The sequence below is a fragment of the Martinezella hainanensis genome (assembly GCF_900094555.1).
In the GTDB taxonomy this organism is placed as follows: domain Bacteria; phylum Pseudomonadota; class Alphaproteobacteria; order Rhizobiales; family Rhizobiaceae; genus Rhizobium; species Rhizobium hainanense.
Genome location: NZ_FMAC01000005.1, coordinates 480380 through 503066, shown reverse-complemented (window position 1 = coordinate 503066; position 22687 = coordinate 480380). Strand labels below are relative to the sequence as shown.

The window sequence follows — 22687 nt, the reverse complement described above, 5'->3', positions numbered from 1 at the left end:
ACCCTTCCTGCGGCTATCCGTTGAAGAGGCTGTCATAAAGCGCGCTCACCTTCTGCTGATATCGATCCGTTGAAAAACGGGCTGCCTGCCTGGGGCCGGACTTGGCAAACGAGGCGCACAACCCATCGTCCTGATCCAGACTGACGATCGCTTTGCGCATCTCCTCCGTGTCATAGGGATCGACCAGCAGCGCGGCATTTCCGGCTATTTCGGGGATCGATCCTTCCGTGGAGCTCAGGACCGGCGTTCCAAGCTGCATGGATTCCAGCACCGGCAGGCCGAAACCTTCGTAAAGCGAGGGAAATAGCACCGCGCGCGCACCCCTGATCAGACTGATCAGCAAAGGATAGGACACGAAATCGAAGCGCTGGATCTGCCGTTGCGGCAGGATGCGGTCTTCCGCGCGAAGATAGAAGCGAAACCGGTCATCATCGATGAGCTGCTGCGTTTCCGCGCCCTTCCATCCCGGAGCACCGACGATGATAAGCGGCTTGGATGTCTTTGCGGCGAGATAGGCCTCGATCAGCCGAGAGATGTTCTTTTTCGGCTCGAAAGCGCCGAAGAAAAGGAAATAACCCTTCCAATCGAGATGGAAGATACCGGCAACTTCGTCGGCGACTACATCGGCCGGCTTCTCGCGAAGTCGCTCCGGCACGTGAACGGCCTGATAGGTATTGCTGACGCGCGCCTCATCGGCGCCCAGAACCTTGATGATATCGGCGCGCGAGGTTTCAGAGACTGTCACGATATGATCGGCTCGCCGGACCAGTGAACGCAGCATCTTGTAGTGATAGCGCTTGTCGTCCTCGGTCAGATAGGGCAGCCGCAAGGGAACGAGATCATGGATCGTATATATATTCAACGCCCTCTTCGCCGCGATCGGCATCGGATAGGTGCAATGGAGAAGATCCGGCTGGATCTCGAACTTCATCGTGAGACTGTTGCCGTAGCGTTTGAAGTGATATCGCGCGAGCTGAAACAGGTCATTGGCTGCATAGACCGCGTCGGAAGTACCGAATTGCGATTGAAGTGATTTCAGAATGACAGTGCCGCTCAACGGGATCGGAACCGGCCTGACGCCGAACGGGGCGGCGATGCGACGCCGCAGCCAGCGCCTTGCGATCGCAACGGCACCAGGAACGCGGGCGCTGGCGTCATCGAATAGCAGCACTTCCCGCAGGACAGGGTCCTTCGGGACGTTTCCCGGTATTCCATGAACCACCCCCGTCTGATAGCCGAGGGACTGGGCGGTCGACATCAGGCTGCGGGTATAGGTCGCAACACCAGTGCCTTTTTTCAGAGAAAGATTGAGGCCGTCGTAAAGGATCGTCTGGCTCACTCCCACCTCTCCTTCAGCATCTGGAATCCCTCTTCGCTCTCAAGCTGGTTTGTCACGCGACAGGACGAGCAGCGAATCGTCGGCCCCATATTTCGAAAGCAAGTCCTCGCCGGTGACCGGAACGGCTTCACCGCTGAAATCGAGGCGCCGCAGCGACCCATAGATGCCGGCAAGACGCTCGAGGAAACCGTGCGCGTCGGCATAGCGGCCAGGATTGAACTCGACGACGAGCATCGGCTTGTGACGGGCAATGGTTTCGCTCATTCCTTCGAGGATGACTTGCTCAGCCCCCTCCGCGTCGATCTTTATGAAATCGACACGCGAGCAGGCGTCCCCCAATCGATCGAGAGTGGTCACGGGAACCTTGATGACTGCGCCATCCCGGGCATGAGGCTGGAAAGCCTCTGAAACGATCAGCGCGTTTTTCGGCTCGCTATGGGGAATGTAAAAGGATGCTTCGCCCGCTATTGTGGCGCCGAGCGCCAGCCTTTCGATCCGCGTCCGGTCGAGCAGCCCATTGAGCTCGATGCTGCGACGCAGGAAGTCAGCCGCATGCGGATTGGGTTCGACGGCGATCAACTCGCCTTTGGCTCCCACCAGCTCGGCAAGCAAAAGAGAGTAATAGCCGAAATTCGCGCCGACATCGATCGCGGTCATGCCGCGCTTGACGTTACGTGCGCAAAACAACGTCAGCCAGATTTCCCAAAAACCGTCCAGAAGAACGTGAGAGCCGAAGCCCCTGTCGCGGGTATCGATGTAGAGCTTGTAGCGACCGAGGACGCGGACCAGGGCCGTATGACTTCCAAGATAGGCGCTGCTGACCCGCTGCAGGATCGCAGCCTCGGCCTGATGCCTGTCGAAAGCCATCAATTCATGAAGATGTAGCAGTGCCGAAGAACTCATTTTATCTCTCTCGGTCCGGCATGCCTGCCGCGTATTCTCGCAGGCTGGCCAACGTCATGAAATCCCAGCGAGTCACCCTTCCGCCCCTCTCTCGGTCCTTCACACGGCCCTCAGTTTGCCGTGGATGCAGCTATGCCGACCGATGCCGCCGACAGTGCCGTTCCGGTGACGCCCTGGAAGAGGCCCATGAATTTCTGAATATCGATCGAGGACGCATTGGAGACGTAGATGATATCCCGCGGCTGGACTTCGAAGTTCTGCATCGCGAGCAGCGTCGAGCCGTTTTTCAGATCGAACCGATAGACGATCGGAACGGCCACGCCTCTGCGGAGCAGCGGATTGTTCGGGGCAACGATGCGACGAGCGACATCAAGCGGCTCGTAGCGGAAGAGAAAGACGCCCGAGGCGTCGGCACGGGTATCTTGCAACCCTCCCGCGCGCGCAACGGCATTCGCCATGGTCAAATGCTGTGCACTGAAGGGCACCTCGCCGTTCTGGCCCGATGCACCGAGAATCGTGTAGGTGACCGGTTCCCGGACGACAGTGACCACGTCCTCAGGTCGCAATCTTACGTTTTCACGCGGATTTTGAACGATCGCGGTGAAGGGCAGATGCATTGTGCGGCGTCCCCGCGTCAGATAGACGACGCTATCATTGACGCCGGCGCGCAATCCTCCTGCAGCAGCGATGGCATCAAGCACGCGATCGCCGGCGGGTGACAGCGCAACACGCGCGCCACCGGCGACCTCGCCGGTGACAGTGACGGTATTCGAGGCGCTTTGCTGCACGGTTACCAGCGCCTGCGGCTGCACCGCCTTGCCGACAAGGCCGGAGATCACGGCTCGTTCGACAGCTGCGGGCGTGCGGCCGACCGCATTGATGCGCCCCACATAGGGAATACTGATTGTCCCGTCGCTATTGATGGTTTGAGGCGGGATCGTAACCGAACTGCCGGTCGCCTGCTGCTGACCTGAAGCGCTGGACGCCGTTCCGAACAGACTTCCAGGCGGCGCCTCCCAAAGACTGACGGAGACGACATCGCCGACGGCGATCCTCAAGCCGGGATCACGCGCACCCTCGCCGAAATAGGCCGCGAAGCTGGCCTCGGGTCGAACAACGTTCCTGACTATCGCCGTCGATGTCACATCGACCAGCGCAAACGGCGGCATGGTGCGTGCTGCCGCCTCTTCCAATATGCGAGAGGCCTTGGGTCCGGCCTCCGGTAAAGCACAGCCCGTAAGAACGCAGGCGAGAACGCACAATAATCCGAACTTCAACGGCATCGACGATCCTGAATGGCATGGAGACAGTTTTGACGAAGCACTCTCGTGCGAGGCAGGCTAGGCCGTTCCGGCATCGTCGCTGCGCTCCCGGGTAAAACGAAGGGTCGACGAAGGACTGGAGCCATAGGCGTGTTTGTAGAGAACGGAGAACCGCCCGGGATTGGAGAATTGCAGACTCATGGCAAGATCGGTGATGCTTTCGGCCTGACCGCCCTTGATGGCGCCATGTGCCGCAGCCAGCCGGTAGTTGCAAAGTATCCCCATGGGCGTATCGCCACGATAGGTTTTGAACATGCGCTGCAACGCTCGCGGGCTGCAGCTTGCAGCGTGGGCGAGATCCTCCAGCATGATGGCATTATGCAGATTGTCGCGCATGAACGCCTCCGCCCTCAGGAGCTGCCGAGGCGCGTTTTCAAGCGTGCCGCGATTGAAGGCATCGGACAGATTGTGCGGCAGCTTGGCAAACAACTTGACCAGCAGGAGCTCGCTATAAGCCTTGGCGAGCATCATCCGTTCGGTCTGACGAGCGGTTGTCAAATCCTTCTCGGCCTGGCGCAGTGTTTGATAGAGCCCTTGTGCGCCACCTTGGCGGAAGCTCACCGGTGCCAGCGCAAATTCCTGCACGTAAGGCTTGCCGGTCAGTTCTTCGAAATGCTGCCGGATTACGGATTCCGGAATCTGAAACAGCAGCCAGGAGCTGCGTGGCTTGATCTCCAGCCGCTTGCCCGCACGGTCGCTAATACTGGCGACATAGTTGGCGGGAATGCGCAAGGACTTGCGCATTCGTCGGTGATTGATCTCGATCTCACCCGCGAGAACAAATACGATACTGACGCGCGGCAAATCCTGCTTTGCGATCCCCTCGAGGCCGGCCGAATGTTCGGCGCTTATGATCGAGGCCGACTGAAGCGGTTGCTTGCTGAATTTGAAAGAATAATCGCCCGAGGTTTCCGAGGGAACCGTCCATTTCCAGTTTGGTTCAAGCATGTCAAGGTTGCGAATGATTGCATCCCGGGAATACACCTCGAAAGTGCCAACGCATTGCTCGACAACTCTTTCCAACATCGCCATCCGCTAATCCTACTCAAAATCTCAGGTTGCATATTAGCCATCGCTAACACGTGATTTCTATCTAGGCTACATTTTTCTAGCGTTCGTTATGACGACTCCATTGCTTTGCTCCCGCGCCCACTTCGAGATGCAAGATCGTTCATCGCAAGTTGCATTATTGATTATTAAATTAGCACGATGAATTTTAGCACGACAGTACAGATAGTGACGATGTTATACAGAATCCTACCTCTTCGTAGCGCTGCCACAGGTTGAATATCTCGAACGACGATATCGGACAAAATACATCGACATCGGCAAATATTATTCAACATGGCTACGGTCAAAGGTTGCAGAAGTAGTTACTAATTTATCTCGACTGGCTAGTCTGATGATTGTTGCGCGTACCAGGCCCACGGATAAAATGAGGTACCCCGGAACCATCCATGTTCACGGCCAAAGACAATTTACACGCGACTTTCATTTCAATTATTCTAATACATCAGAAGGCTTAGGCGGAAGCCTGTGTTGCGGCTCGTGATGCCGCTGCCCAGGTAACAACCGGACCCTGGAAAGCACGGAGGCGCCGTGCATCTAAGGTTCGATATTGTATCAATTTGCAAATATGGCGTGCATTACTGTTATCGATCCGCACAACCATCTGCCGGGCGATCTACAATGTGGAGTAGATGCGAAACGCCGCATCGATGTCGTCGAAGACGCGACCGCGGCCATTTTTCAACACGAGCGCCGATTTGCACAGATCGCCGATCACATTGAGATTATGTCCCACAATGATCATCGAGCGATCCTTGCGCTTGACGAAAAGCTCTTCAAAACAACGTGATTGGAAGCGCTTGTCGCCAACGGCCAATACCTCGTCGATGAGATAGCAATCGAAATCGATGGCAAGCGACATGCCGAAGGCCAGCCTCGCCCGCATGCCTGAGGAATAGGTCCTGAGAGGCATGCGCAGATAGCGGCCAAGCTCACTGAAATCCTCTACCAGATCGCGAATTTCGTTGAATGGCTTGTCATAGATGCGTGACAGGAAGCGCATGCAGTCGAAGCCAGTCATCGAGCCACCGAAGCCACCGCTCAAGGCAATGGGCCACGACATCGACATGTTGCGTACGACCTTGCCCGACGTCGGCTCCTCTATGCCTGCAATCATGCGTACGAGCGTTGACTTGCCGGCCCCGTTGTGTCCGAGGACGGCGATCTTTTCGCCGCGACCGATCTTGAATGTAACGCCGTCGACCACGCGGCGCATCCGGCCATGCACTTCGTATTCCTTGACGAGGTCGAACACGCCGACAATGCCATCTTCATGCCAGGGGATTTCGCTCTTCGGCGCGGGTGCCACCGAGGAGGCGATTTGCGTGAGACTGGAAGGGAGACCGGTCATTGCTGAGCCGCGTGCTCATATACCTGGATCATGAAGAAGCGCACAATCCAGAACGTCGCGAAGCAAACCGCAAGCAGCATCAGAAACGAACCGAACCGTTTCGGGTACAGCGCATGATCGGGCAAATTCGGATCAGCGATTCGCTCCAGATACAATTGTTGCCGCTGCGCATCGATCCTGGCATTTTCCAGGGAAACGGTGGCCGACGTCAGCATCTTTGCTGCCATTTCCCTCTCCAGCAGCAGCTGCTCATATTGCGCGATGCGAGGCGCCATCGAGCCGTCGCTACCGACGATACGTGCCCGTTCATCACTGATTTGGCGCTCCATCGCCGCCACGCGCGCTCTCAGCGCTTCCCCCTGTGGACTTTGCGGCGCCTGCAATTCCAGCGCCGAAAGACGCGCCTTGCTGTCGGCCAGATCGTCCGAAAGTCGTGCAATCATGTCCAAGGCGGCAGACGATTGCTTGCTTGGGTCGACAAGCGCTTCACGATTGCGGAAGTCCGTCAGGCTCTTTTGCATGTTGGACAGCCTTGCCTGGCTGTCATTCACTTCGATCTGTGCGTAGTGGATGGCATCCTCGCGCGCCCGATCATTAAGGCGGTTGATGAGTTCTTCCGCATGCTGAACCAGGGCATTGGCCAAGCGATAGGCGTCTTCAGCACGAAATGCGCGCGCATCCAGCGTCGTTACGCCACTGCCACTGTCGGTGCGCACATTGATGAAACGAAGGTAGTGCTGATACAGCTCCTCGTTATTGGCTTCGGCCCAAGGTAACGGGTAGCGGCTGAGAATGTCTCCTTCGGGACGGGAGAGGATCCCGGTCAGGCCATCTCTCTTTACCAAGGCGTCGACAGCGGCGCGTGACTTGATGAACTCGGTGACGATGTAGCTGTCGTCCTGCGCGCGAACGAAGCCGGTGCTCTGGAGAAAGCCGCTGAGCAGCCCCGCGGCATTCCGGTTCGGACTGCGCACGACGAACTGTGTTTCGGAAACATACTGATCGGCGCAGATGAAACCGTAATAGACCGCCCCAAGCAGACCGGGAACGACGACGATGAGCAACAGCAGCAGCTGCGATCTAGCCCATCGCGCAACAGAACGCGGCCAGGAAACTGGTTGACCTATGACGACGCCGGAAGAGCGTGCATCCACCAGCCTAACGAAATCAGTGAATTCCTTGTTATTCTCGATACGGCTCATTTGGGACCATCAAATCTCTCTTGGAATGGTCGAGACCACTCCACGGTTGCCTTTCCGGAGCTCCGATCAGGCAACTGCAGTCAGCCGGTTCCCATCGTTTCGGTTCGTCGTTCCGAACAACACGCGCGACGATTTCGACGGCAATTTACTTTGCGAGAGATTCCCATATATCCTTTGAAAGTCAAATATATTTCCGCGCTTCCGAAATTTTTACATACAGAAACAAGAATAATTTGCCTTGTGTCGCAATTAATACTTTAGCGACGCGATCCGTATGGCGAGGCCGAATTGTGGCGGCAATAACTGCCATTCGATTAGCCGTTTCACCCTCTTTGCTGGTTCAAGGAATTCGGAATGGAAAAGCTCGGAGGCATTTTAAAACATGTCGGCAGCAACTTTGCCTCGGATGGTCGTGGAGACCTGTTGATCGGCCGGATTCGCCGCAGCCTTTTGAAATTTCTCGTGGGTAGGCGGCGCAAACTCGCATCTGCGATACCGGAAGATGTCACCCAACTACATTTGCGTTTCATGCCCCCGAAAGCGGCTCCACTCATGCAACCAGCCGTGATCGGACATCGCAGGCTGTTTCGGTCAAGCGCGAGCCATCGCTCTTAGCAGACACACTTGGGGGGACTCATATGCGCATGGATTCGACGATCTTTCCCCAGGAGACGCGGTCTTCGGTAAAGACAAGTGAGCCGCCGTCCTGGTTGCCCCCGACCAACGCGCGACTGCTCGCCTTCCTTCCGACACGTCGGCAGTTTCCTCTCATCGGTCCTGCCTTCTCCGCGTCGCTCAAGCCGATCGAATTGACGATGGGTGCCGCCGATGGTGTCGTCGGATGGGGGGATGGACCGCTTGCTCGTCTGGCACGTCTCTATGCGCAGGTGCTACGTCTGCCCTTCTGGACAATGGCAGGTGGCTTTCTCCAATCAACCGGTCCGGACGTCACGTCGCCGATCTCCATCGTCGCCGACGATCTCGGCATTCATTCTTCCGCCCGTCAACCTTCGCGATTGGAGGCGCTGCTTCAAAATGCGCCGTCCGACACGGATATTCAGCGTGCCGGCGACCTGCGGCGATGGATCATCCGCGAGCGACTGTCCCAAGACAATCACCTACGGGACGAGGCCATTTCACTTCGCCCAAGCCGTCGCAGGCGCATTCTGCTTGTCGACGAGGTAGTCGGAAATCGCACTGTGGAAAGTGCCGGTGCAGATGCAGCGACCTTCGCAAGAATGTGGACGGCGGCTCTTGCCGAGGAGAATGCCGACATCATCGTCAAATGCCATCCCGAAGTCGTCGCGGGCCAGGCCCGGGGCTTTCTTCAACCTCTTGCCCAGACGGCAGGAGTGCAGCTTGTGGACCGCCCTGTCTCGACACATTCGCTGCTGGATGTGGTGGATGAAGTTTGGACCGTATCAAGCCAACTCGGGCTGGAAGCGCTTCTGCGGAAAATACCCGTCGTCACCTTCGGCATGCCCGCCTATGCCGGCTGGGGGCTGACTGCAGATCGCGCCGAAGGCACGGTGGCAACGACGGCACGCTTGCGTCGTGGACGCCATGTCAGCATAGACGAGTTTGCCGCTGCCACGCTCTTTCAATATTCCCGCTATGTCGATCCCGTCTCCCGTAGCCAGATCATGGCAGAGCAGGCGGTCGAACGACTACTTGAATGGCGCATCCGTGCCCGATCACTGACCGGCCGTTACCTTTGCGTCAATTTCTCGCTTCACAAACGTGCAGTCATGCGCCGCTATCTGAACAGCCCCCGATCGCAGGTGCAGTTCGCCACCGATCCGGGCGTCTCAGAGATCCAGAGTGCCGACACCATCGTCCTTTGGGGGAACGCCACCCCTCCTGATGAATCCACTTTGTGGAAGCAGGGCAAGAGATTGCCGATCATTCGGGTTGAAGACGGCTTCATTCGCTCATCCGGCCTCGGCAGCTCGCTGGTGCCTCCATCTTCGCTCTGCTTCGACGATCAAGGCATTTATTTCGATGCCTCCGCTCCAAGCCAGCTGGAGATGATCCTGAACAGCACGAATTTCGACGACGCGCTTCTTGCGCGGGCAAAGCGCCTGCGGCAGGCCATCGTCTCGATGGGCATCACGAAATACAACCTGCCGCCGCAGCCAGCGCCGGATTATCGTGCTCTCGCCGAAGGCCGCAACGTCGTTCTGGTGGCCGGGCAGGTGCCGAACGACGCTTCGCTGCGGTTTGGCATGGCAAGTCATCCATCCGATATCGAGCTCCTCAAAGCCGTCCGGCACGCAAGACCAGAGGCATTTATCATCTACAAGCAGCATCCTGATCTTCTGGCCAAGGCGGCTGGCCGCCATTCGCCTCCATCCCTGCCCGCGGAGGCTGCCGATCTTGTTATCGGCAATGTCGATCTGGATAATCTTCTCGGCGTTGTCGACGAGGTTCATGTCGCGACATCGCAGATCGGGTTCGAGGCGCTGCTGCGTGAAAAGCCGGTATGGTGTCACGGCCTCCCCTTTTATGCCGGTTGGGGACTCACACACGATGCGGTTGTTTCGTTGCGGCGAAAGCGCACCTTAACGCTCGACGCACTCGTCGCCGGCACCCTCATCCTCTATCCGCGATACTGGTCGAACATCACCAATCTTCCGTGTGAAGCAGAAGACGTGGTTGACGAGCTCTATCGCTCCCGTCTGGGCACGGCTCCCAATCCGTCACGGCGGCGCTGGCTGGCACAGGCTATACACATGCTCGAGGCTAGAAAAACATGACGAAGCCGGTCGTTATGGATATCTCGCGATTGATGGAACGGGCGCATTGCCCGACGCCAACGGGTATCGATCGCTATGAGCTTCACTATGCGAATTGGCTGAACGAGCGCCGCAAACAAGCGGCTCTGACGAATCTCGAGGCGTTTCCGCAGCCTTCCTGGTTTATCGAAACGAGCCACAGTGGCGCCGTCACCGTTCCCTCCGAACGAGCAGACAGGCTGGTCTCCATCCTCAACAGCCGCTGGGCAGCGACGGAAATATCGTCCTCGCAGGCCGCCCTTCTCGATCGGATTTTCGCGGCTATCGATGGCAAGATCAGATGGCAGGCAGCATCGGAAGTGAAAGCGGGCGAGGCCCATACGCAAAAGCTGCGCAAGATCGTGCATGCCGTTGCCAATCATTTCGCCCATGGCCTGACGCTGCCGGATAGGGCGTCTTTCGTCCACGTATCGCACAGCCGGCTGGAACGGACATCGGCTTTCTCCTGGCTTCGAGAAACCGGTCGGAACGGCGTCTTCTACGTCCATGATCTCATTCCGTTATCGCATCCTGAATTCGTCAGACCGGAGGAGCCGGAGCGGCATCGTCGCAGAATGGAGACCGTGCTGAAACATGCGTCTCTGGTGCTTTGCAACTCTCAGGTAACGGCTCGCGCCTTGCGCACCTTTGCCCAGGAAAGCAACAGAAAGCTGCCCTCGATCGCCGTGCTGCCGCCTGGTGTCGAACAGTGCTTTCTGTCGCCGTCATCAGACATAGCGCGTCCGCGAATGCCATATTTCGTAACGCTCGGAACGATCGAGCCGCGCAAGAACCACATTCTATTGCTGCATCTGTGGCAATATCTGGCCGAGCGCGACGGGCCGATGGCCCCACGGCTGGTCATCGTCGGCAAGAGGGGATGGGAAAACAGCCATATCCTGGCGATGCTGGAGCGCTGCCCTGCCCTGCCTGGACTCGTCATCGAAGTACCTGGCCTGGAAGATGCCGCCTTGGCGCGGCTGGTCGCTGGCGCGGCCGCCCTTCTTGCCCCTTCCTTCACAGAGGGTTACGGCATGCCCGTCGCCGAGGCCATTGCACTTGGCACACCTGTCGTCGCCTCCAACATCAGCGCCCATCGCGAAGCCGCGGCCGGTCAACCTGCCATCTTCCTCGATCCCCTGGACGGGCTGAGCTGGCGAGCCGCCCTCGACATGATCGCCGCCTCGCCGCAACGCCGGACCAAGCCTAGCCAGCCAAGCGGATGGGACACGCATTTCGATGATTTGGAGACGCTGATCGAAGCCGATCTTTCGGCTCGGCGCCACGCTGCCCAGCGGGCCTCGCGACGCATCGAGAGAACATCGCCGTCGGCGGCTTTGCAGTGAGAGGCAACAATGCAGACAAAAGGCAGCAACAAGACAAATCCAATTGGTCAGCAAGACGTGGGAGCAGCGAAGTGACAAGCTTTTACGACATCGAGAACTGCTACAAATTCATCCTCGGCCGTGCAATGAACGAGGACGAGCGCAACGCCATCGGGCAGAATCTGCTGCAGCTGACGGATATTTCTCTGGACGAGCATCGTCGGCGTTTCCTCAGCTCCTACGAATTCCACCAGCGCCACAGCGAACTGCTCTTCAATAACTTCGTGCCGAAATCGCTTTTCGTTCTGTTCGAGACAAAATACAATTTCAAGCTGTATCTCGATCTGCGCCAGTATCACATATCCTTCGGCATCATGAGCGGCGAATACGAGAAATTCGATGTCGATCTCGTCAAGGCCATTCTGCCCGAAACCGGGCAGTTCATCGATGTCGGCGGCAATGTCGGATACTACTCGCTCTCCATTGCCGCCCATCCGACGTTCAAAGGAACGGTCCTTGCCTTCGAGCCGCTGCCGAAGCTCTGGGATCTGTTCAATCGCTCGATCCTCGAGAACGGCTTTGAGGATCGCGTCAGCGTTCGCCAGCTTGCCCTTGCGGATGCACCAGGCGAATTACAGCTCAACAATGCCGAGGACACGGTCAATGCCGGCGCGACGCGGCTGGTGACAAATTCCGCCGACACCAGGGTCGGGCGCATGACCAAGGTCGAGACGCTCGACGGCGTCGTCGGCAGCCTGCGGCCCGATGTCATGAAGGTCGATATCGAGGGTGCGGAAGGCTTGTTCCTGAAAGGAGCGCAGAAAACGCTCTCCGCACATAAGCCCTCGCTCTTGATGGAGATCAACCGCGACATGCTCTCTGTGCTGTCGAAAACGACGCCCGGTGCTATCCACCACCAACTCACAGAGCGCGGTTACCACATCTGGAACAGCGCACAAAATAGGCTGACGCAGATGACGTCACCCGAGGAGCTCGACTTGAATTTTCAGGTCGGCACGGTGGCGAACATTCTGGCCGTCCATGACGATCGTATCGACGGTGTCAGCGAAAGCCTTCAGCGGCTTGGGCTGACACTGGGGTCGACGAAGGCAAAAAAACAGCGTCAGCGCGAGCCGGCGCTTTAGCCCTATCAATGCCCGACTGTGCGGCTCGGGCGTAAGATGCCGGCGTCGGCATTTAATACGGAGACATGATTGAGCAAACGGGTCAATGACATAGCTGAGGTCGCCTACTACGGCTCGTGCCCGAGCGAGGAGTTCGTCCGCCACGCCTTTCCGGATAGCAGAATCCCGTTCTTCTGCTACGGCATCAACATTGCCAGCTTCATGGACGAACGAAAAGCAAGCCTCAAGGCGATCGAGGCATGGCCTGAGCCGATCAAGAAAAAGCTGCACTTCGAAGCGCGCAAGGGCTTCAGGGAGCGACTGAAGCAGGCAGCCCCGAAAATGCTTGTTGTCGATTTCAGCCGCATCACGCGCGCCTCGCTCATGCGCTACAGAAACACCTTGCTGACAGTGCCCTATGAACTATTGGAGGCGGGACCGGATCTGCAGCGGGAAGCTTTCGGCATCTTCAAGATCATCCCCTTCGGCTGCCGCGAATTCTGGACGCACGTGATCGAGGCAATGCGAGCATTTTGCGATTTCGTGAATACGGAACTTCCCGATACAGGACTGATTCTGCTCGATGTTCCGCCCACCGCCGATTATCGCGGCACGCTCATCGACAGCAATACCTATATGATCGACTTTTGCCGCTGGCAGATGCGCTATCCGATGTCGCGCATGCTGGTGGACCTCTGCCTGGAGCATATTGAAAACAGCCGGGTACTGACGCCGCCCGTCGATCTTTATTCCGACGACACCGCCCTCTATGGACCTGCACCAATGCACTATTCCGCCGAGGTCTGGAAGGAGATGGCGGGGCGCTTCCATGCGGATGGCGGTTTCGAAGGCTTGCCGCGCTCCAGCGACCTGGTCTCGATCCTGACCAACTACTCCGGCCTTATGGATGCTTTCACTAAGACTGCGTTGTCGAACCCGAACCTTCACCGATTCAGCCTCGATATTCTGCATGGGGCACTACCCTATCTTTTCGCGAAAATCAGCAGTCCCGCTCACAGTCATTTCGTCGATCCGATCGATTCCCACGACGTCGTTGCCGCCTTTCGTTGGATTCTTGGACGCGAGCCGGAATCTGCAGAAACTTTTCTCAATCACTATGCTCTGCACAACCGCGGCGAGCTGCGTGAAACGCTGCTGCGTTCCTTCGAATTCCAGAGCCAGGTGCCTCACTATGCCAAGCAGCAATAGCGCGGTGAGGAGCGGGATGATCGTCGCATCATTCGAACTTGATGTGGTTGCGCGCCATGTTGACCAGAAAGAGGCCGACGGCCGTGGTGAACAGGCAGCATTTCAGAAGATAGCCGACGTCATAGAAGGTCTGCACCGTATCACCGAAGACGCCGGCACGGAACAGCTCGAAGCAATGGACGGTGGGAACGTAGAGCGCCAGTTTCTGCGGGCCGCTTGGCAGCCAGGCCACCATGAAGAACATGCCACAGATCGGCAGCGTCAGATATTGGAACGGCGGAATGAACTTCTCAATGAACTCGAACCGCTCCGAACCCGCCGCAAAGATAAGCCCGACTGCGAAGGAGAACCAGGCCATGAACAGCCAGCCGGTCAAAAGCAGGCCGAGATCCTGGAAGGGCGGGATGATTCCCGCCAAACGCGCGACTGTGTAGACCACAATGAGAGCCGCGGTCGTGCCCGCAATTTCCAGAAGTGCGCGGGCGATCAGTGCGTCTGCGAGGCGGATCTGACGATGATACATCAGAGGCAAGTTCTGGCGCAGGCAAGAGACTGCGTGACCGCTTATGTGGCGCCAGAGCGTCAGCGGCATGTAGCCGCTCAGAACGAAGGCGGCGACCGTCAATCCGTGTGCTTCGTGATGAAGCAAGGTCCACATGATCATGACGCCCGTCGTCAGGATCATGGGCTCAAGTGCGAGCCAGAGAAAGCCAATATTTTCGCGCCCATAGCGGATGAGCATCTCACGCATGATCAGCGCGCCGAGAACACGCCCCTGGATCTTCAATCCGGTCGTGAATTGCGAACGACCGCGGGAATTCATCGATACGTCATGCATGCGGCAGCCTCCTGTTCATCGTCCCACCTACGTCGGACGATGGTGCAACGATACCGGCGAAGGCTTCGCGCTCAATTTTCATTGCGTCGGACTTGGACAATTACCGCCCACGGCTCCACAGCATCGATCTGCGGCGGCGGACATTCATCAAGAGAGGCACAGTCATGGCTCTGATAGACTCCGAGACCCAAGGCAAGGCAGCCGATGCGGATCACAGACGACAGCCTTTCCGCCAGAGGATTGCGCGATCGATCGCCAAGCCTGCAAAGGCCGGCAAACGCCGCAGACGTTCGAAACGATTGGGCGCCTATGGTCTGGCAGTCATTGCCCCGACCCTTGTCGTCAGCGCCTATTACGCCTTCGTCGCCGCCCCGATCTATGTGTCGGAAGCATCCTTCGTCGTTCGCATGGCCGCTCCACCGTCATCCAACGTCTTCGGTTCGCTGTTGCAGAACAGCGGAATAACCAGATCACAGGACGATACGTTTTCCGTGCAGGAATACATTCGCTCCCGCCAGGCGTTGAAGGAACTCGCCAGCAAGCTTCCCGTACGTGCCATTTTCGGCAGTCCGCAAGCGGACTGGCTGACGCGCTTTCCACGGTTCTGGGAAAACAACAGCGAGGAGGAACTCTACGGTTACTACTCCGATCGCGTCTCAGTCATTCACAACGACACGACCGGCATCACCGTATTGCGCACGACCGCCTTTCACGCGCAGGATGCAGCCGATCTGAATGCTACGCTGCTGGTGCTTGGCGGTGATCTGCTCGAACGCCTGAACGACCGCGCTCGCGGCGATGCAGTTCGTTTCGCCGACAATGAGGTGCAGGAGGCGCAGCAGCGGGTCATAGATGCGCAACGAAACATAACGGACTTCAGAAACAAAGAGCTGATGATTGATCCAAACGCCAGCTCCATGTCGATGATCGATCTCATCAGCAATCTGACTGCCGAACTGGCGAGTACGCGCGCGCGCCTAGCAGAAACGCGGAAGACCGCGCCTGACAGCAATTCCATTCCTTTTCTGACGAGTCAGATCGCTGCTCTGGAGCAGCAGATCGAAAATGAACGGGCCAAGATGGTCGGATCGGACAAATCAGTCGCGCCGAGGATTGCGGATTATGAAAGTCTCGTCCTGATGCGGGAGTTTGCCAACAAGGCACTCGTTGCCGCCCTCGATGCGCTCGAAGCCGCCAGGGCCGATGCCCGCCGTCAGCAACTTTATCTCGAGGTGGTCGTTCCGCCGCAGATGCCGGATGAGGCAGAGATGCCTTATGCGCTCAAGAACATTGCGATCGTCTTCCTGTCCTTGAGTCTTGCCTACCTCCTGGGCTGGCTCATGCTCACCGCCATCAAGGATCATGAGGCCGGCTGACGAAGCAGCCGCGCTGCTTGAGGCTGGAACATACCAATTGCGGTATCAGTCGGGATGCCAGAAGCAGGTATAGATTTCCGCCATGCAGGCACGGATCTCACGGCTGGCAACCGAATCCGGAGTGACATGGCCATAGAGGCCGAACTCCGCGTCGCGCGCACGAATGTAATATCGCAAGGCCGCTTCTATATCCCGCATCGCCTTGTAAAGATGCGCCGTCTGGATTTCGACATCGATTACCGATGCGGCATCAAGATTTTGCGCATATTCGCGATAGATATCGTAGAGCCGCAGCGCCTCGTCGAAATCGCCGGCTTCCTTTGTCACATTCGCATAGACGGCAATCAGATCGATCTCGCCATCCGTATCCACCAGATCGCGCAGTTGCGCCCGCGCCTGAGGCCAGCGCCGCGACTGCACCAACTCCATGGCACTTTGTCGCTTGCGTTCTATGTCGACGCGCGAAAATCGAAGGCGCGCCAATTTCAGATGTCCGGCTATGTCGGTATCATCCGGCGCAAGCGCGTGGGCGCGCTCATACCATTGAAGCGCTGCCTCCGGTTCATTCATTCGATTGTAGAGGTGGCCGAACTGCAGATGAATATCGACATCGTCAGGCTCCTCCTCAAGAAAGTGCCGATAAGCCTCCAGTGCTGCTTCGAAATCGCCATTCTCCTTGCAGGCATGGCCGAGTTGTACAAACAGCGATACTCGCGTGGGATATTGCTGCAGCGCCTGCTGATAATAGAAGGCGGCCGTCGCCCAATCGCGCCGATCACGTGCGGCATCCGCCTCGGCCAGAACGTTGACCGGCGTGCGGGCCTCGACAGCCCCGCTTCCCGCTTGGCCGACGCGCAGAAGCGTCGATGCGAATCTCAACTCTCGCCTCATGATACGTGCCGCATCGAAATGTTTCGGGGACGCAGCCAGCGGTCCTCTGGCGCGCGCTCGTGAATGCGAACGCGCAATTCGACGAAGCGATGCTCCCGCTTGATGGTCACGCATACGGTCCCCGAAAACGAGCCGACCAGAGTCATGGTCTGCAGAAAATCGAGGCCGGAATTGGCGACGATCTCGATATCGAGCCTGGCCGTTTGCGGTTGAATGAGTTCGAGATCCAGCAACCAGTCGCCTTCCGCGAAGCTGCGCTTGGGACCCGTGAGCAGCCAGCCCGAATGCACACTCCAATTGCCGTCGTGAAGCTGCAGCGGCTGGCACAGGAGATCGGGAGCGATCATCCAACCGACGTTCTCGACCTCGCGCACGAATACGAGCATAGCCTGCCCATCCGGATTAACCAGTAACCCGGATGGCGTGACGCTTGCGTTGGACGAATCCGCAACTTCCCGCCCGTTACCATCGTCTTCTGGCAGCAGCGTATCCCAATAGGCCGTCTGGCCATCACGGCGCGCGATAGCGACGATCCGCTTCACGACAGCGGTGCGCGTGAGGACGCGACGCCTGAGATCGAATTCCAACCCCAATCGCTCGGCTGATGTCGGATCGCGTCCGCAGATCCGCGCGAAAGCATAGCGCAGGAAAGCCGCATCATCTTCTTTCGCGAAGCGAACGAAATTCTCCACCATGGCGAATTGGTCCGGTTCCCGGCGCAGCGCCTGCATCCCGGAAAGGCCGCTCAGCGACGACGGAACGGGACGACGAGCCTTCAGCGCATCAACGACGCGTAGCCGGTTGGTGCCGCCGCGAATGGCATTCGCAAGCGAGAGACGATCATCCGCAGTCAGGTCGATCTCGGTCAAATCCAATGCCCTTGCCCAGGCATCGACGAAGGATTCAGCAGGCAAGGAGAACACGTCTTTCGGCAGCGCGCTCAAGGGCTGCCTATGCAACTCGGCGATGGTCAATATTGCCCCCCAACATCTTTTCGATGGCTGTGACATGCCGCGCGGCAGTGCGCGGATAGGAATACCAATGGGCCGCCTGGCTGCGATCTCGATCCAGCATCGACAGTAGCGATGGATTTTGAGCAAGGCTGAGGAGTGCCTCCGCGATGCACTCTATCTCGGTGCTTTTGACGATATGGCTGAACGGCCACAAATCTCGCAGGACCGGCGAGCGGGAGCAAAGCAGCGGGCGGTCGATGCTCATTGCAATGCGCGCCGCGCCGGTCGCAGTTTCGGTCGAATTGCCATAAAGGAATGAGAGCAGATCGCAGGTCATCAGCTCGCGACGCAGTTCTCCTTCGGGAATAAAATCGAAACGCGCCGTGACTTTGTCGGATAGTCCGAGATAGGCGATCAGATTTTCGATCGTGGCGCGTGTCGCACGCGATTCATCATTTGGAACGATGCAATTGAACAGCTTGAGCCGCAGTCTCGGCTCGTAGTTCAATGCCTCCGCGAAAGCCAATACGAGACGATCGATGTTCTTGTGGGGCATCAGGAACCCGAAAGAGCCGATGGTAAAATGCTCTGGGTCAGGTGCCGGGGCGTCTTCCGGCACGAGGAGAACGCCATGCGGCATGACGATTGGATTCGGATGGCCGGCTGCCGAAAGCGCGGCCGCGTCCTCCGCAGAATGCACAAAGACCATGTCGAACGCGCGGGTCCAATCCAGTGTCCCGCCGCGTAACGCCTCTTTCACGCTGTGCATTGTCAACACGCGCAGTCGGTGACCCGTCGCCGCTATCGGCTGAATCAACAGCTCCATGTCCGGCGCTGAAAAATGCCCCGGATGATGCTGCATCCAAAGGACGTCGCCTCGCCCCTGCTCCAAACGTCCCGCCAGACGTTTGAGCGAAGCAAGATCATAACCCCACAGCCGCGACATGCTGCGCGGTACGGCCTCGATAGTGTCTGAAGATGCTTCCGGTAGCGCATCGTCCATGATCCGCCGCGCGAAGATATGATCAATCCTGCCTTCGAATGCTGGCGTGCCATAGAGATGTTGCGAGTAGGTAGCGATGCCGCATTGCTGCTGCCAGGAGGAAATGAGATCGATCGTCCAATCCCGCCGCGTTTCGGTCGTTGATGGAGCGGATTTCGCAAGGGCGGCCAGCGTGCGGATGGCGACCGACCTCCAGCTGAAATGCGCTTTCAGCAATGATTTGGCTCTTTCCGTCCGGCTGCGGGCCTCATCGGGATGATCGAGCACGGCGCGCATCTGCATCCCCAGATGCTCGACGGACGGTTCCGCCCAAAGGCTATGGGAACCCGCAACATGGGCTTGCGACGCCGACATGTGGCAATCGATCAGCCAGGCCGTGTCGGGACGGCAGAAATCAAGCTGGCCGCTATAGTTCGTGGTCACCACCGGAACGTCAAGCAGCATGGCTTCCGCCAAAGGCAGACCGAAACCTTCGCCCCTACTTGGCGCAACCAGCATCGCCGCCGAACGATAGAGCGCACGCAGCTGGCTTGGATCATAGTGCTGATCGATGATGCTGATGGGCGCTGCATCGGCGAGCCTGCCCCGCCTGTCAGCGAGGACAGAGGCCGAGATGTTGTTCGGATTCGGAAAAGTCTTGATTATCAGCTCGACCGGATCATCCGCGCGGAAGCTGCGCAGGAACGCATCGATCAGAACGTCGACACCCTTGCGCGGAAAGCAGGAAGACACATGCAGGATGCGTCGGCGCCCAGTTTCAGGCAGCGGACACGGCACGTCATCGGCGACAGCCGAGAGATGATCACAGCCATTCCCGGTGACTTCCACCGGTATCGTAATCCCTGAACGCTCGAAACTGTCCCGGACGAAGTTCGAAATCACCGTCACGAGGTCGAGATCGCGATTGAATCGATCCACCAGATACTGCGGAAATTCGAGCTCTTCCCAGGCAAATGCCACATAGGCATTCTGTCGGCCCACCATATCGTGGGTCGCCGGTGGCCAGGTGTTCCGCAAATGGATGTCGAATGTCTCTTTAAATGGATAGTCATCACGCATTCGGCGCATGATATCCGTGGCAGCCGAGAGATTTGGGTCACCCTGCCAATCGTCCTCGGCCGTATGGCAGATAAGATTGACGCCCAGGTCTATGAGTGCTTGTGCAAGGTGGCGGTTGACGATCGCCAGGCTGTAATCGCCTTTGAACACACCGTCGAAGAAAACTGTCTTGCCGGCGAACTTTTCGATCAAGGCTCGCTCGTCGATGCGGCCCGCATCGAGCGAATAGGGCGAAGCAGCATCGTCATGGCGCATTCATGGCTCCCAGACACCAGAGATAGACGGATGGGCGATAGCGAAGCGCGCAAATTCGCAGACGTATCAATAGACGGATGACGAAAACGCTGTCTCTCACCTATGCCCGGCTTCAGCTCCGGGCGGCGGCCGCCCGAAGCTGGATGCTCGGCATGTATGTCAGGATGCCTCGGCTTCTCGGACGAGATAGCCCATTTCCTCCGCGCGCTTTTCGAGCGATGCGCGGACCTGTTCGAGCACGTTGCCCGCATAGACCGGCGGATAGCACCAATCGTTCCAGGTGCGGGTTGCCCCGTTTCCGAACGAGCCGAACCGCAAGACACCTGGCTCGAGGAAGGACAGGCGCCCACCGAGATCGAGATAGGTCTCCGTCTGCGCGCCCTCGGCAAGGATGATGGAATGCTGCTCCAGCTCGATATGGAAGTATTCGAACGGGACCAACGTCGCCTCTTGGGTGATCGTCGTGCCGTTGACAAGGAATTTGGCCGGAATCAGCGATTCTCCGAAGAACATGCAATGATCGGGAGAAACGTACAGATCGCGAGCGGGAACGTTTGCCTCAAAGGCGCCTGCCTGTATGCGGATCGGCAACGTATCGCGCGGCTTGTCGATCGCCTTCGGATCGATCCGGCGGCGGCCAACCCACTTGATTTCCGCAACGCCCTTGTGAGTGACGACCAGATCGCCGACACGAAAATCCTCGACCGGAATATCGCCTTCCGGTGTCCGGATCAGCGTCCCCCGAAGGAAGCAGCTCGTGAAGGTCAGCGTGTCGGTATTCGCATCGTAAGTGTAGGTGACGCCCGCAGGTATCGTATAGGAGCCGAGCGCTACGGCATTCAACAGACCGCCATAGAAGGTAACCGTATTACCCGACTGTTGGACGACGTTCGAGCCGACAACCTCGATCTTGTCTCCCGATTGAACGTTAATGACGTTCGGCGGGGTCGACAGGTTGAGATTGATGCCACCGGGATTGTACGCGAATAGGCCGGTGCCATTCGCATTGGCGAAGTCTACCGTGACGCCGTTCAGCAAGCCGACGTTGAGCAGGCCCGCATCGACGGTGATGCTGGAACCCGCGCCAATTCCGTAAGTATAGGTCGAGCCGGCTGCGATGTTCGCAAGGCTGGCATTGATCGTAACGTTTGCACCGTTGATGGCGTCGATCGTCGTGCTTGAGACCGCACCTGTACCGACGAGATTGCTGATATTGACGTCCACGCCATCGACGATCACGGTGCCGTTGGAAACCAGATTGAGCTGGATCGTATCTCCCGATGTGCCAGCATTGCTGCTATCGATCGTGGTCGTGCCGTTATTGATTAGGTTGATGCCAATCAAAGCCATGTTATTATCCTCTCCATTAGATTAACACGTTGTTTTTCAAGGCAAATACTATCGTCAGAACTTGTAGTTCAGACCCACCCGAACGGCATGGAAATCGAGGCTCGCTTTGGAGTTGAGCGCATCCCCGCCCATGTTGCTGCTGCCGAAATCGACATACTGATATTCGAGTTTCGCTGTCACATGATCGGTGAAGGCGTGTTCGACGCCGGCGCCTACCGTCCAGCCGGCCTTGGTCTTGTCGTCGTCAAAGCCTACGCCACCGAGTGCGCCCTTGTAATCGACATGGCCATAGGCGAGACCGCCGGTACCGTAGAACAAGGTATTGTCATAGGCGTAGCCGATGCGGGGGCGGACGGTGCCGTACCAGTCGATCTTGGAAGATGCGCTCGCAGTACCATTTCTGAACGAGTCGCTAATGTCGGCGCCCTGGAAGTCTGCTTCGAGGCCGATCACCCAGTTGGGGTCGAACTGATAGTTGTAGCCGATCTGGCCGCCTCCGAGGAAACCGGACCCTTCAAGCTTGCCAAATCTGCCAAGGTAACTTCCGAAGGAATGGAAACCGACATTGTCGTTACCACCGAAACCACCGCCGGCATTCACACCGACGTAAAAGCCGGTCCATGAAAACACCGGTGCCGTCTCGACAGGAGCTTGAGGCGGCGTGGAAGCCGCAAGATCTGCTGCATAGACGGTATTCCCCACAACCGTCGCCAACAGGAAAACGGTAGTCCCCAAAAACTTGCGCATTCGAAAATTCTCCTCGAAGGAATTCACGAGATTCAACATGTAACTTGCGAAAGTTCACGTTGAGGCCATAATATAGACGCGATTATAGCTGTAAATACGCAGTCACTAATAAATATTTTCGAGATACAAGCTTTATTTGTATAGTTTTGTCGCAATATGTATTGAGAGCATATTGATTCTATACTTTCGACGCTCCACAAAATGCCGAACTCATTGCAGCAGAACCAATACAACTGGAATGAAATGGATAGCTTCGCATCTGCCGCGACGCGGAATGTATAAAAACAAGGCGCCGCGATTTCGCTTCGTTCGCAAAAAGCTGCGAGCCGCAGCGGCTTCCGCGTGACGCAATCGGGTGCGATGTGTCGCTTTCGATATAGACAGGCAAGGCGCGGTTCTGCGAGCTTCTATCGCTACCGCAGATATTCATCTGCTGCGCTGGGAGGCTTGACGTGGCGGACCCCTAGAAGGAACGTCAGGCCTCCCAACTGCGCCCAAACCCTCCTCCTATAAACGACGTGTGATGAAGAGCAGGCTGGCAGATCATGGCCCGCATACATCTGATGTCGTCGATCTCCGCGACAACGCCCAAAAGACA

The 22687-nt window shown here is 57.6% G+C and carries 18 protein-coding genes; 6 read left to right on the top strand and 12 right to left on the bottom strand.

Annotated features, from left to right (window positions below; all coding sequences use genetic code 11):
- Nucleotides 1-13 precede the first annotated feature (13 nt).
- The 6 genes from GA0061100_RS18890 to GA0061100_RS18865 form a co-directional block, all read right to left on the bottom strand.
- Nucleotides 14-1339: a glycosyltransferase family 4 protein gene (locus GA0061100_RS18890; protein ID WP_075854240.1), complete on the bottom strand. Its 1326-nt coding sequence runs from the start codon at nt 1337-1339 to the stop codon at nt 14-16.
- A 39-nt stretch (nt 1340-1378) separates the two neighbouring features.
- On the bottom strand, nt 1379-2242 hold the full coding sequence (locus GA0061100_RS18885) for an FkbM family methyltransferase (protein ID WP_075854239.1): 864 nt from the start codon (nt 2240-2242) through the stop codon (nt 1379-1381).
- A 110-nt stretch (nt 2243-2352) separates the two neighbouring features.
- Nucleotides 2353-3525: a polysaccharide biosynthesis/export family protein gene (locus tag GA0061100_RS18880; protein ID WP_075854238.1), complete on the bottom strand. Its 1173-nt coding sequence runs from the start codon at nt 3523-3525 to the stop codon at nt 2353-2355.
- Nucleotides 3526-3582: 57 nt separating this feature from the next.
- Nucleotides 3583-4512 carry a helix-turn-helix transcriptional regulator gene (locus tag GA0061100_RS18875; protein ID WP_244557878.1) on the bottom strand — a complete coding sequence of 310 codons (930 nt, stop codon included), beginning with the start codon at nt 4510-4512 and terminating at the stop codon, nt 3583-3585.
- Between the two features lie 736 nt (nt 4513-5248).
- A complete protein-coding gene (locus GA0061100_RS18870) occupies nt 5249-5983 on the bottom strand; it encodes an ABC transporter ATP-binding protein (protein WP_083961384.1) in 735 nt (244 codons plus the stop codon).
- Nucleotides 5980-7185 carry a KpsE/RkpR family capsule polysaccharide export protein gene (locus GA0061100_RS18865; protein WP_075854236.1) on the bottom strand — a complete coding sequence of 402 codons (1206 nt, stop codon included), beginning with the start codon at nt 7183-7185 and terminating at the stop codon, nt 5980-5982. The genes GA0061100_RS18870 and GA0061100_RS18865 overlap by 4 nt, the downstream gene beginning before the upstream one ends.
- Before the next feature lie 354 nt (nt 7186-7539).
- Here GA0061100_RS18865 and GA0061100_RS35010 point away from each other — a divergent pair, with 354 nt between their 5' ends.
- The 5 genes from GA0061100_RS35010 (at nt 7540) to GA0061100_RS18840 (ending at nt 13617) form a co-directional block, all read left to right on the top strand.
- On the top strand, nt 7540-7800 hold the full coding sequence (locus tag GA0061100_RS35010; RefSeq protein ID WP_075854235.1) for a hypothetical protein: 261 nt from the start codon (nt 7540-7542) through the stop codon (nt 7798-7800).
- A gap of 23 nt (nt 7801-7823) precedes the next feature.
- The gene (locus GA0061100_RS18855; RefSeq protein ID WP_075854234.1) at nt 7824-9941 is read left to right on the top strand and encodes a capsular polysaccharide biosynthesis protein; all 2118 of its coding nucleotides are present in this window, start codon (nt 7824-7826) and stop codon (nt 9939-9941) included.
- Nucleotides 9938-11305 carry a glycosyltransferase family 4 protein gene (locus tag GA0061100_RS18850; RefSeq protein ID WP_075854233.1) on the top strand — a complete coding sequence of 456 codons (1368 nt, stop codon included), beginning with the start codon at nt 9938-9940 and terminating at the stop codon, nt 11303-11305. Before GA0061100_RS18855 ends, GA0061100_RS18850 begins: the two co-directional genes overlap by 4 nt.
- Before the next feature lie 71 nt (nt 11306-11376).
- Nucleotides 11377-12429 (top strand): FkbM family methyltransferase, encoded by a 1053-nt coding sequence (locus tag GA0061100_RS18845; protein ID WP_075854232.1) that lies wholly within the window; start codon nt 11377-11379, stop codon nt 12427-12429.
- 69 nt (nt 12430-12498) lie between these two features.
- A complete protein-coding gene (locus GA0061100_RS18840) occupies nt 12499-13617 on the top strand; it encodes a DUF6270 domain-containing protein (protein WP_075854231.1) in 1119 nt (372 codons plus the stop codon).
- Nucleotides 13618-13645: 28 nt separating this feature from the next.
- Here GA0061100_RS18840 and GA0061100_RS18835 read toward each other — a convergent pair whose 3' ends face one another.
- A complete protein-coding gene (locus GA0061100_RS18835; protein WP_083961383.1) occupies nt 13646-14455 on the bottom strand; it encodes an ABC transporter permease in 810 nt (269 codons plus the stop codon).
- A 164-nt stretch (nt 14456-14619) separates the two neighbouring features.
- On the opposite strand from GA0061100_RS18835, the gene GA0061100_RS18830 reads away from it, so the two are divergent.
- Nucleotides 14620-15831 (top strand): KpsE/RkpR family capsule polysaccharide export protein, encoded by a 1212-nt coding sequence (locus GA0061100_RS18830; protein ID WP_075854230.1) that lies wholly within the window; start codon nt 14620-14622, stop codon nt 15829-15831.
- A 45-nt stretch (nt 15832-15876) separates the two neighbouring features.
- On the opposite strand, the gene GA0061100_RS18825 is transcribed toward GA0061100_RS18830, so the two are convergent.
- The 5 genes from GA0061100_RS18825 to GA0061100_RS18805 all read right to left on the bottom strand — a co-directional run bounded on the left by GA0061100_RS18825 (nt 15877) and on the right by GA0061100_RS18805 (nt 22089).
- Nucleotides 15877-16710, bottom strand: a complete 834-nt coding sequence (locus tag GA0061100_RS18825) for a tetratricopeptide repeat protein (protein ID WP_244557877.1) — start codon at nt 16708-16710, stop codon at nt 15877-15879.
- A gap of 8 nt (nt 16711-16718) precedes the next feature.
- Entirely contained in the window at nt 16719-17696 is a 978-nt protein-coding gene (locus GA0061100_RS18820) for a hypothetical protein (RefSeq protein ID WP_075854228.1), read from the bottom strand.
- Nucleotides 17674-19992 carry a glycosyltransferase family 4 protein gene (locus GA0061100_RS18815; RefSeq protein WP_075854227.1) on the bottom strand — a complete coding sequence of 773 codons (2319 nt, stop codon included), beginning with the start codon at nt 19990-19992 and terminating at the stop codon, nt 17674-17676. Before GA0061100_RS18815 ends, GA0061100_RS18820 begins: the two co-directional genes overlap by 23 nt.
- A gap of 159 nt (nt 19993-20151) precedes the next feature.
- Entirely contained in the window at nt 20152-21342 is a 1191-nt protein-coding gene (locus GA0061100_RS18810; RefSeq protein WP_075854226.1) for a Hint domain-containing protein, read from the bottom strand.
- Between the two features lie 54 nt (nt 21343-21396).
- Nucleotides 21397-22089 carry an outer membrane protein gene (locus GA0061100_RS18805; protein WP_075854331.1) on the bottom strand — a complete coding sequence of 231 codons (693 nt, stop codon included), beginning with the start codon at nt 22087-22089 and terminating at the stop codon, nt 21397-21399.
- Nucleotides 22090-22687: the final 598 nt, after the last annotated feature.

Bases quoted from the DNA above. Each gene is read 5' to 3' on its own strand.
- GA0061100_RS18875 (WP_244557878.1), bottom strand. From the start codon at position 4,512: ATGCTTGAACCAAACTGGAAATGGACGGTTCCCTCGGAAACCTCGGGC.
- GA0061100_RS18850 (WP_075854233.1), top strand. From the start codon at position 9,938: ATGACGAAGCCGGTCGTTATGGATATCTCGCGATTGATGGAACGGGCG.
- GA0061100_RS18830 (WP_075854230.1), top strand. From the start codon at position 14,620: ATGGCTCTGATAGACTCCGAGACCCAAGGCAAGGCAGCCGATGCGGAT.
- GA0061100_RS18880 (WP_075854238.1), bottom strand. From the start codon at position 3,525: ATGCCGTTGAAGTTCGGATTATTGTGCGTTCTCGCCTGCGTTCTTACG.
- GA0061100_RS18810 (WP_075854226.1), bottom strand. From the start codon at position 21,342: ATGGCTTTGATTGGCATCAACCTAATCAATAACGGCACGACCACGATC.
- GA0061100_RS18835 (WP_083961383.1), bottom strand. From the start codon at position 14,455: ATGCATGACGTATCGATGAATTCCCGCGGTCGTTCGCAATTCACGACC.
- GA0061100_RS18855 (WP_075854234.1), top strand. From the start codon at position 7,824: ATGCGCATGGATTCGACGATCTTTCCCCAGGAGACGCGGTCTTCGGTA.
- GA0061100_RS18885 (WP_075854239.1), bottom strand. From the start codon at position 2,242: ATGAGTTCTTCGGCACTGCTACATCTTCATGAATTGATGGCTTTCGAC.
- GA0061100_RS18805 (WP_075854331.1), bottom strand. From the start codon at position 22,089: ATGCGCAAGTTTTTGGGGACTACCGTTTTCCTGTTGGCGACGGTTGTG.
- GA0061100_RS18870 (WP_083961384.1), bottom strand. From the start codon at position 5,983: ATGACCGGTCTCCCTTCCAGTCTCACGCAAATCGCCTCCTCGGTGGCA.
- GA0061100_RS18815 (WP_075854227.1), bottom strand. From the start codon at position 19,992: ATGCGCCATGACGATGCTGCTTCGCCCTATTCGCTCGATGCGGGCCGC.
- GA0061100_RS35010 (WP_075854235.1), top strand. From the start codon at position 7,540: ATGGAAAAGCTCGGAGGCATTTTAAAACATGTCGGCAGCAACTTTGCC.
- GA0061100_RS18865 (WP_075854236.1), bottom strand. From the start codon at position 7,185: ATGAGCCGTATCGAGAATAACAAGGAATTCACTGATTTCGTTAGGCTG.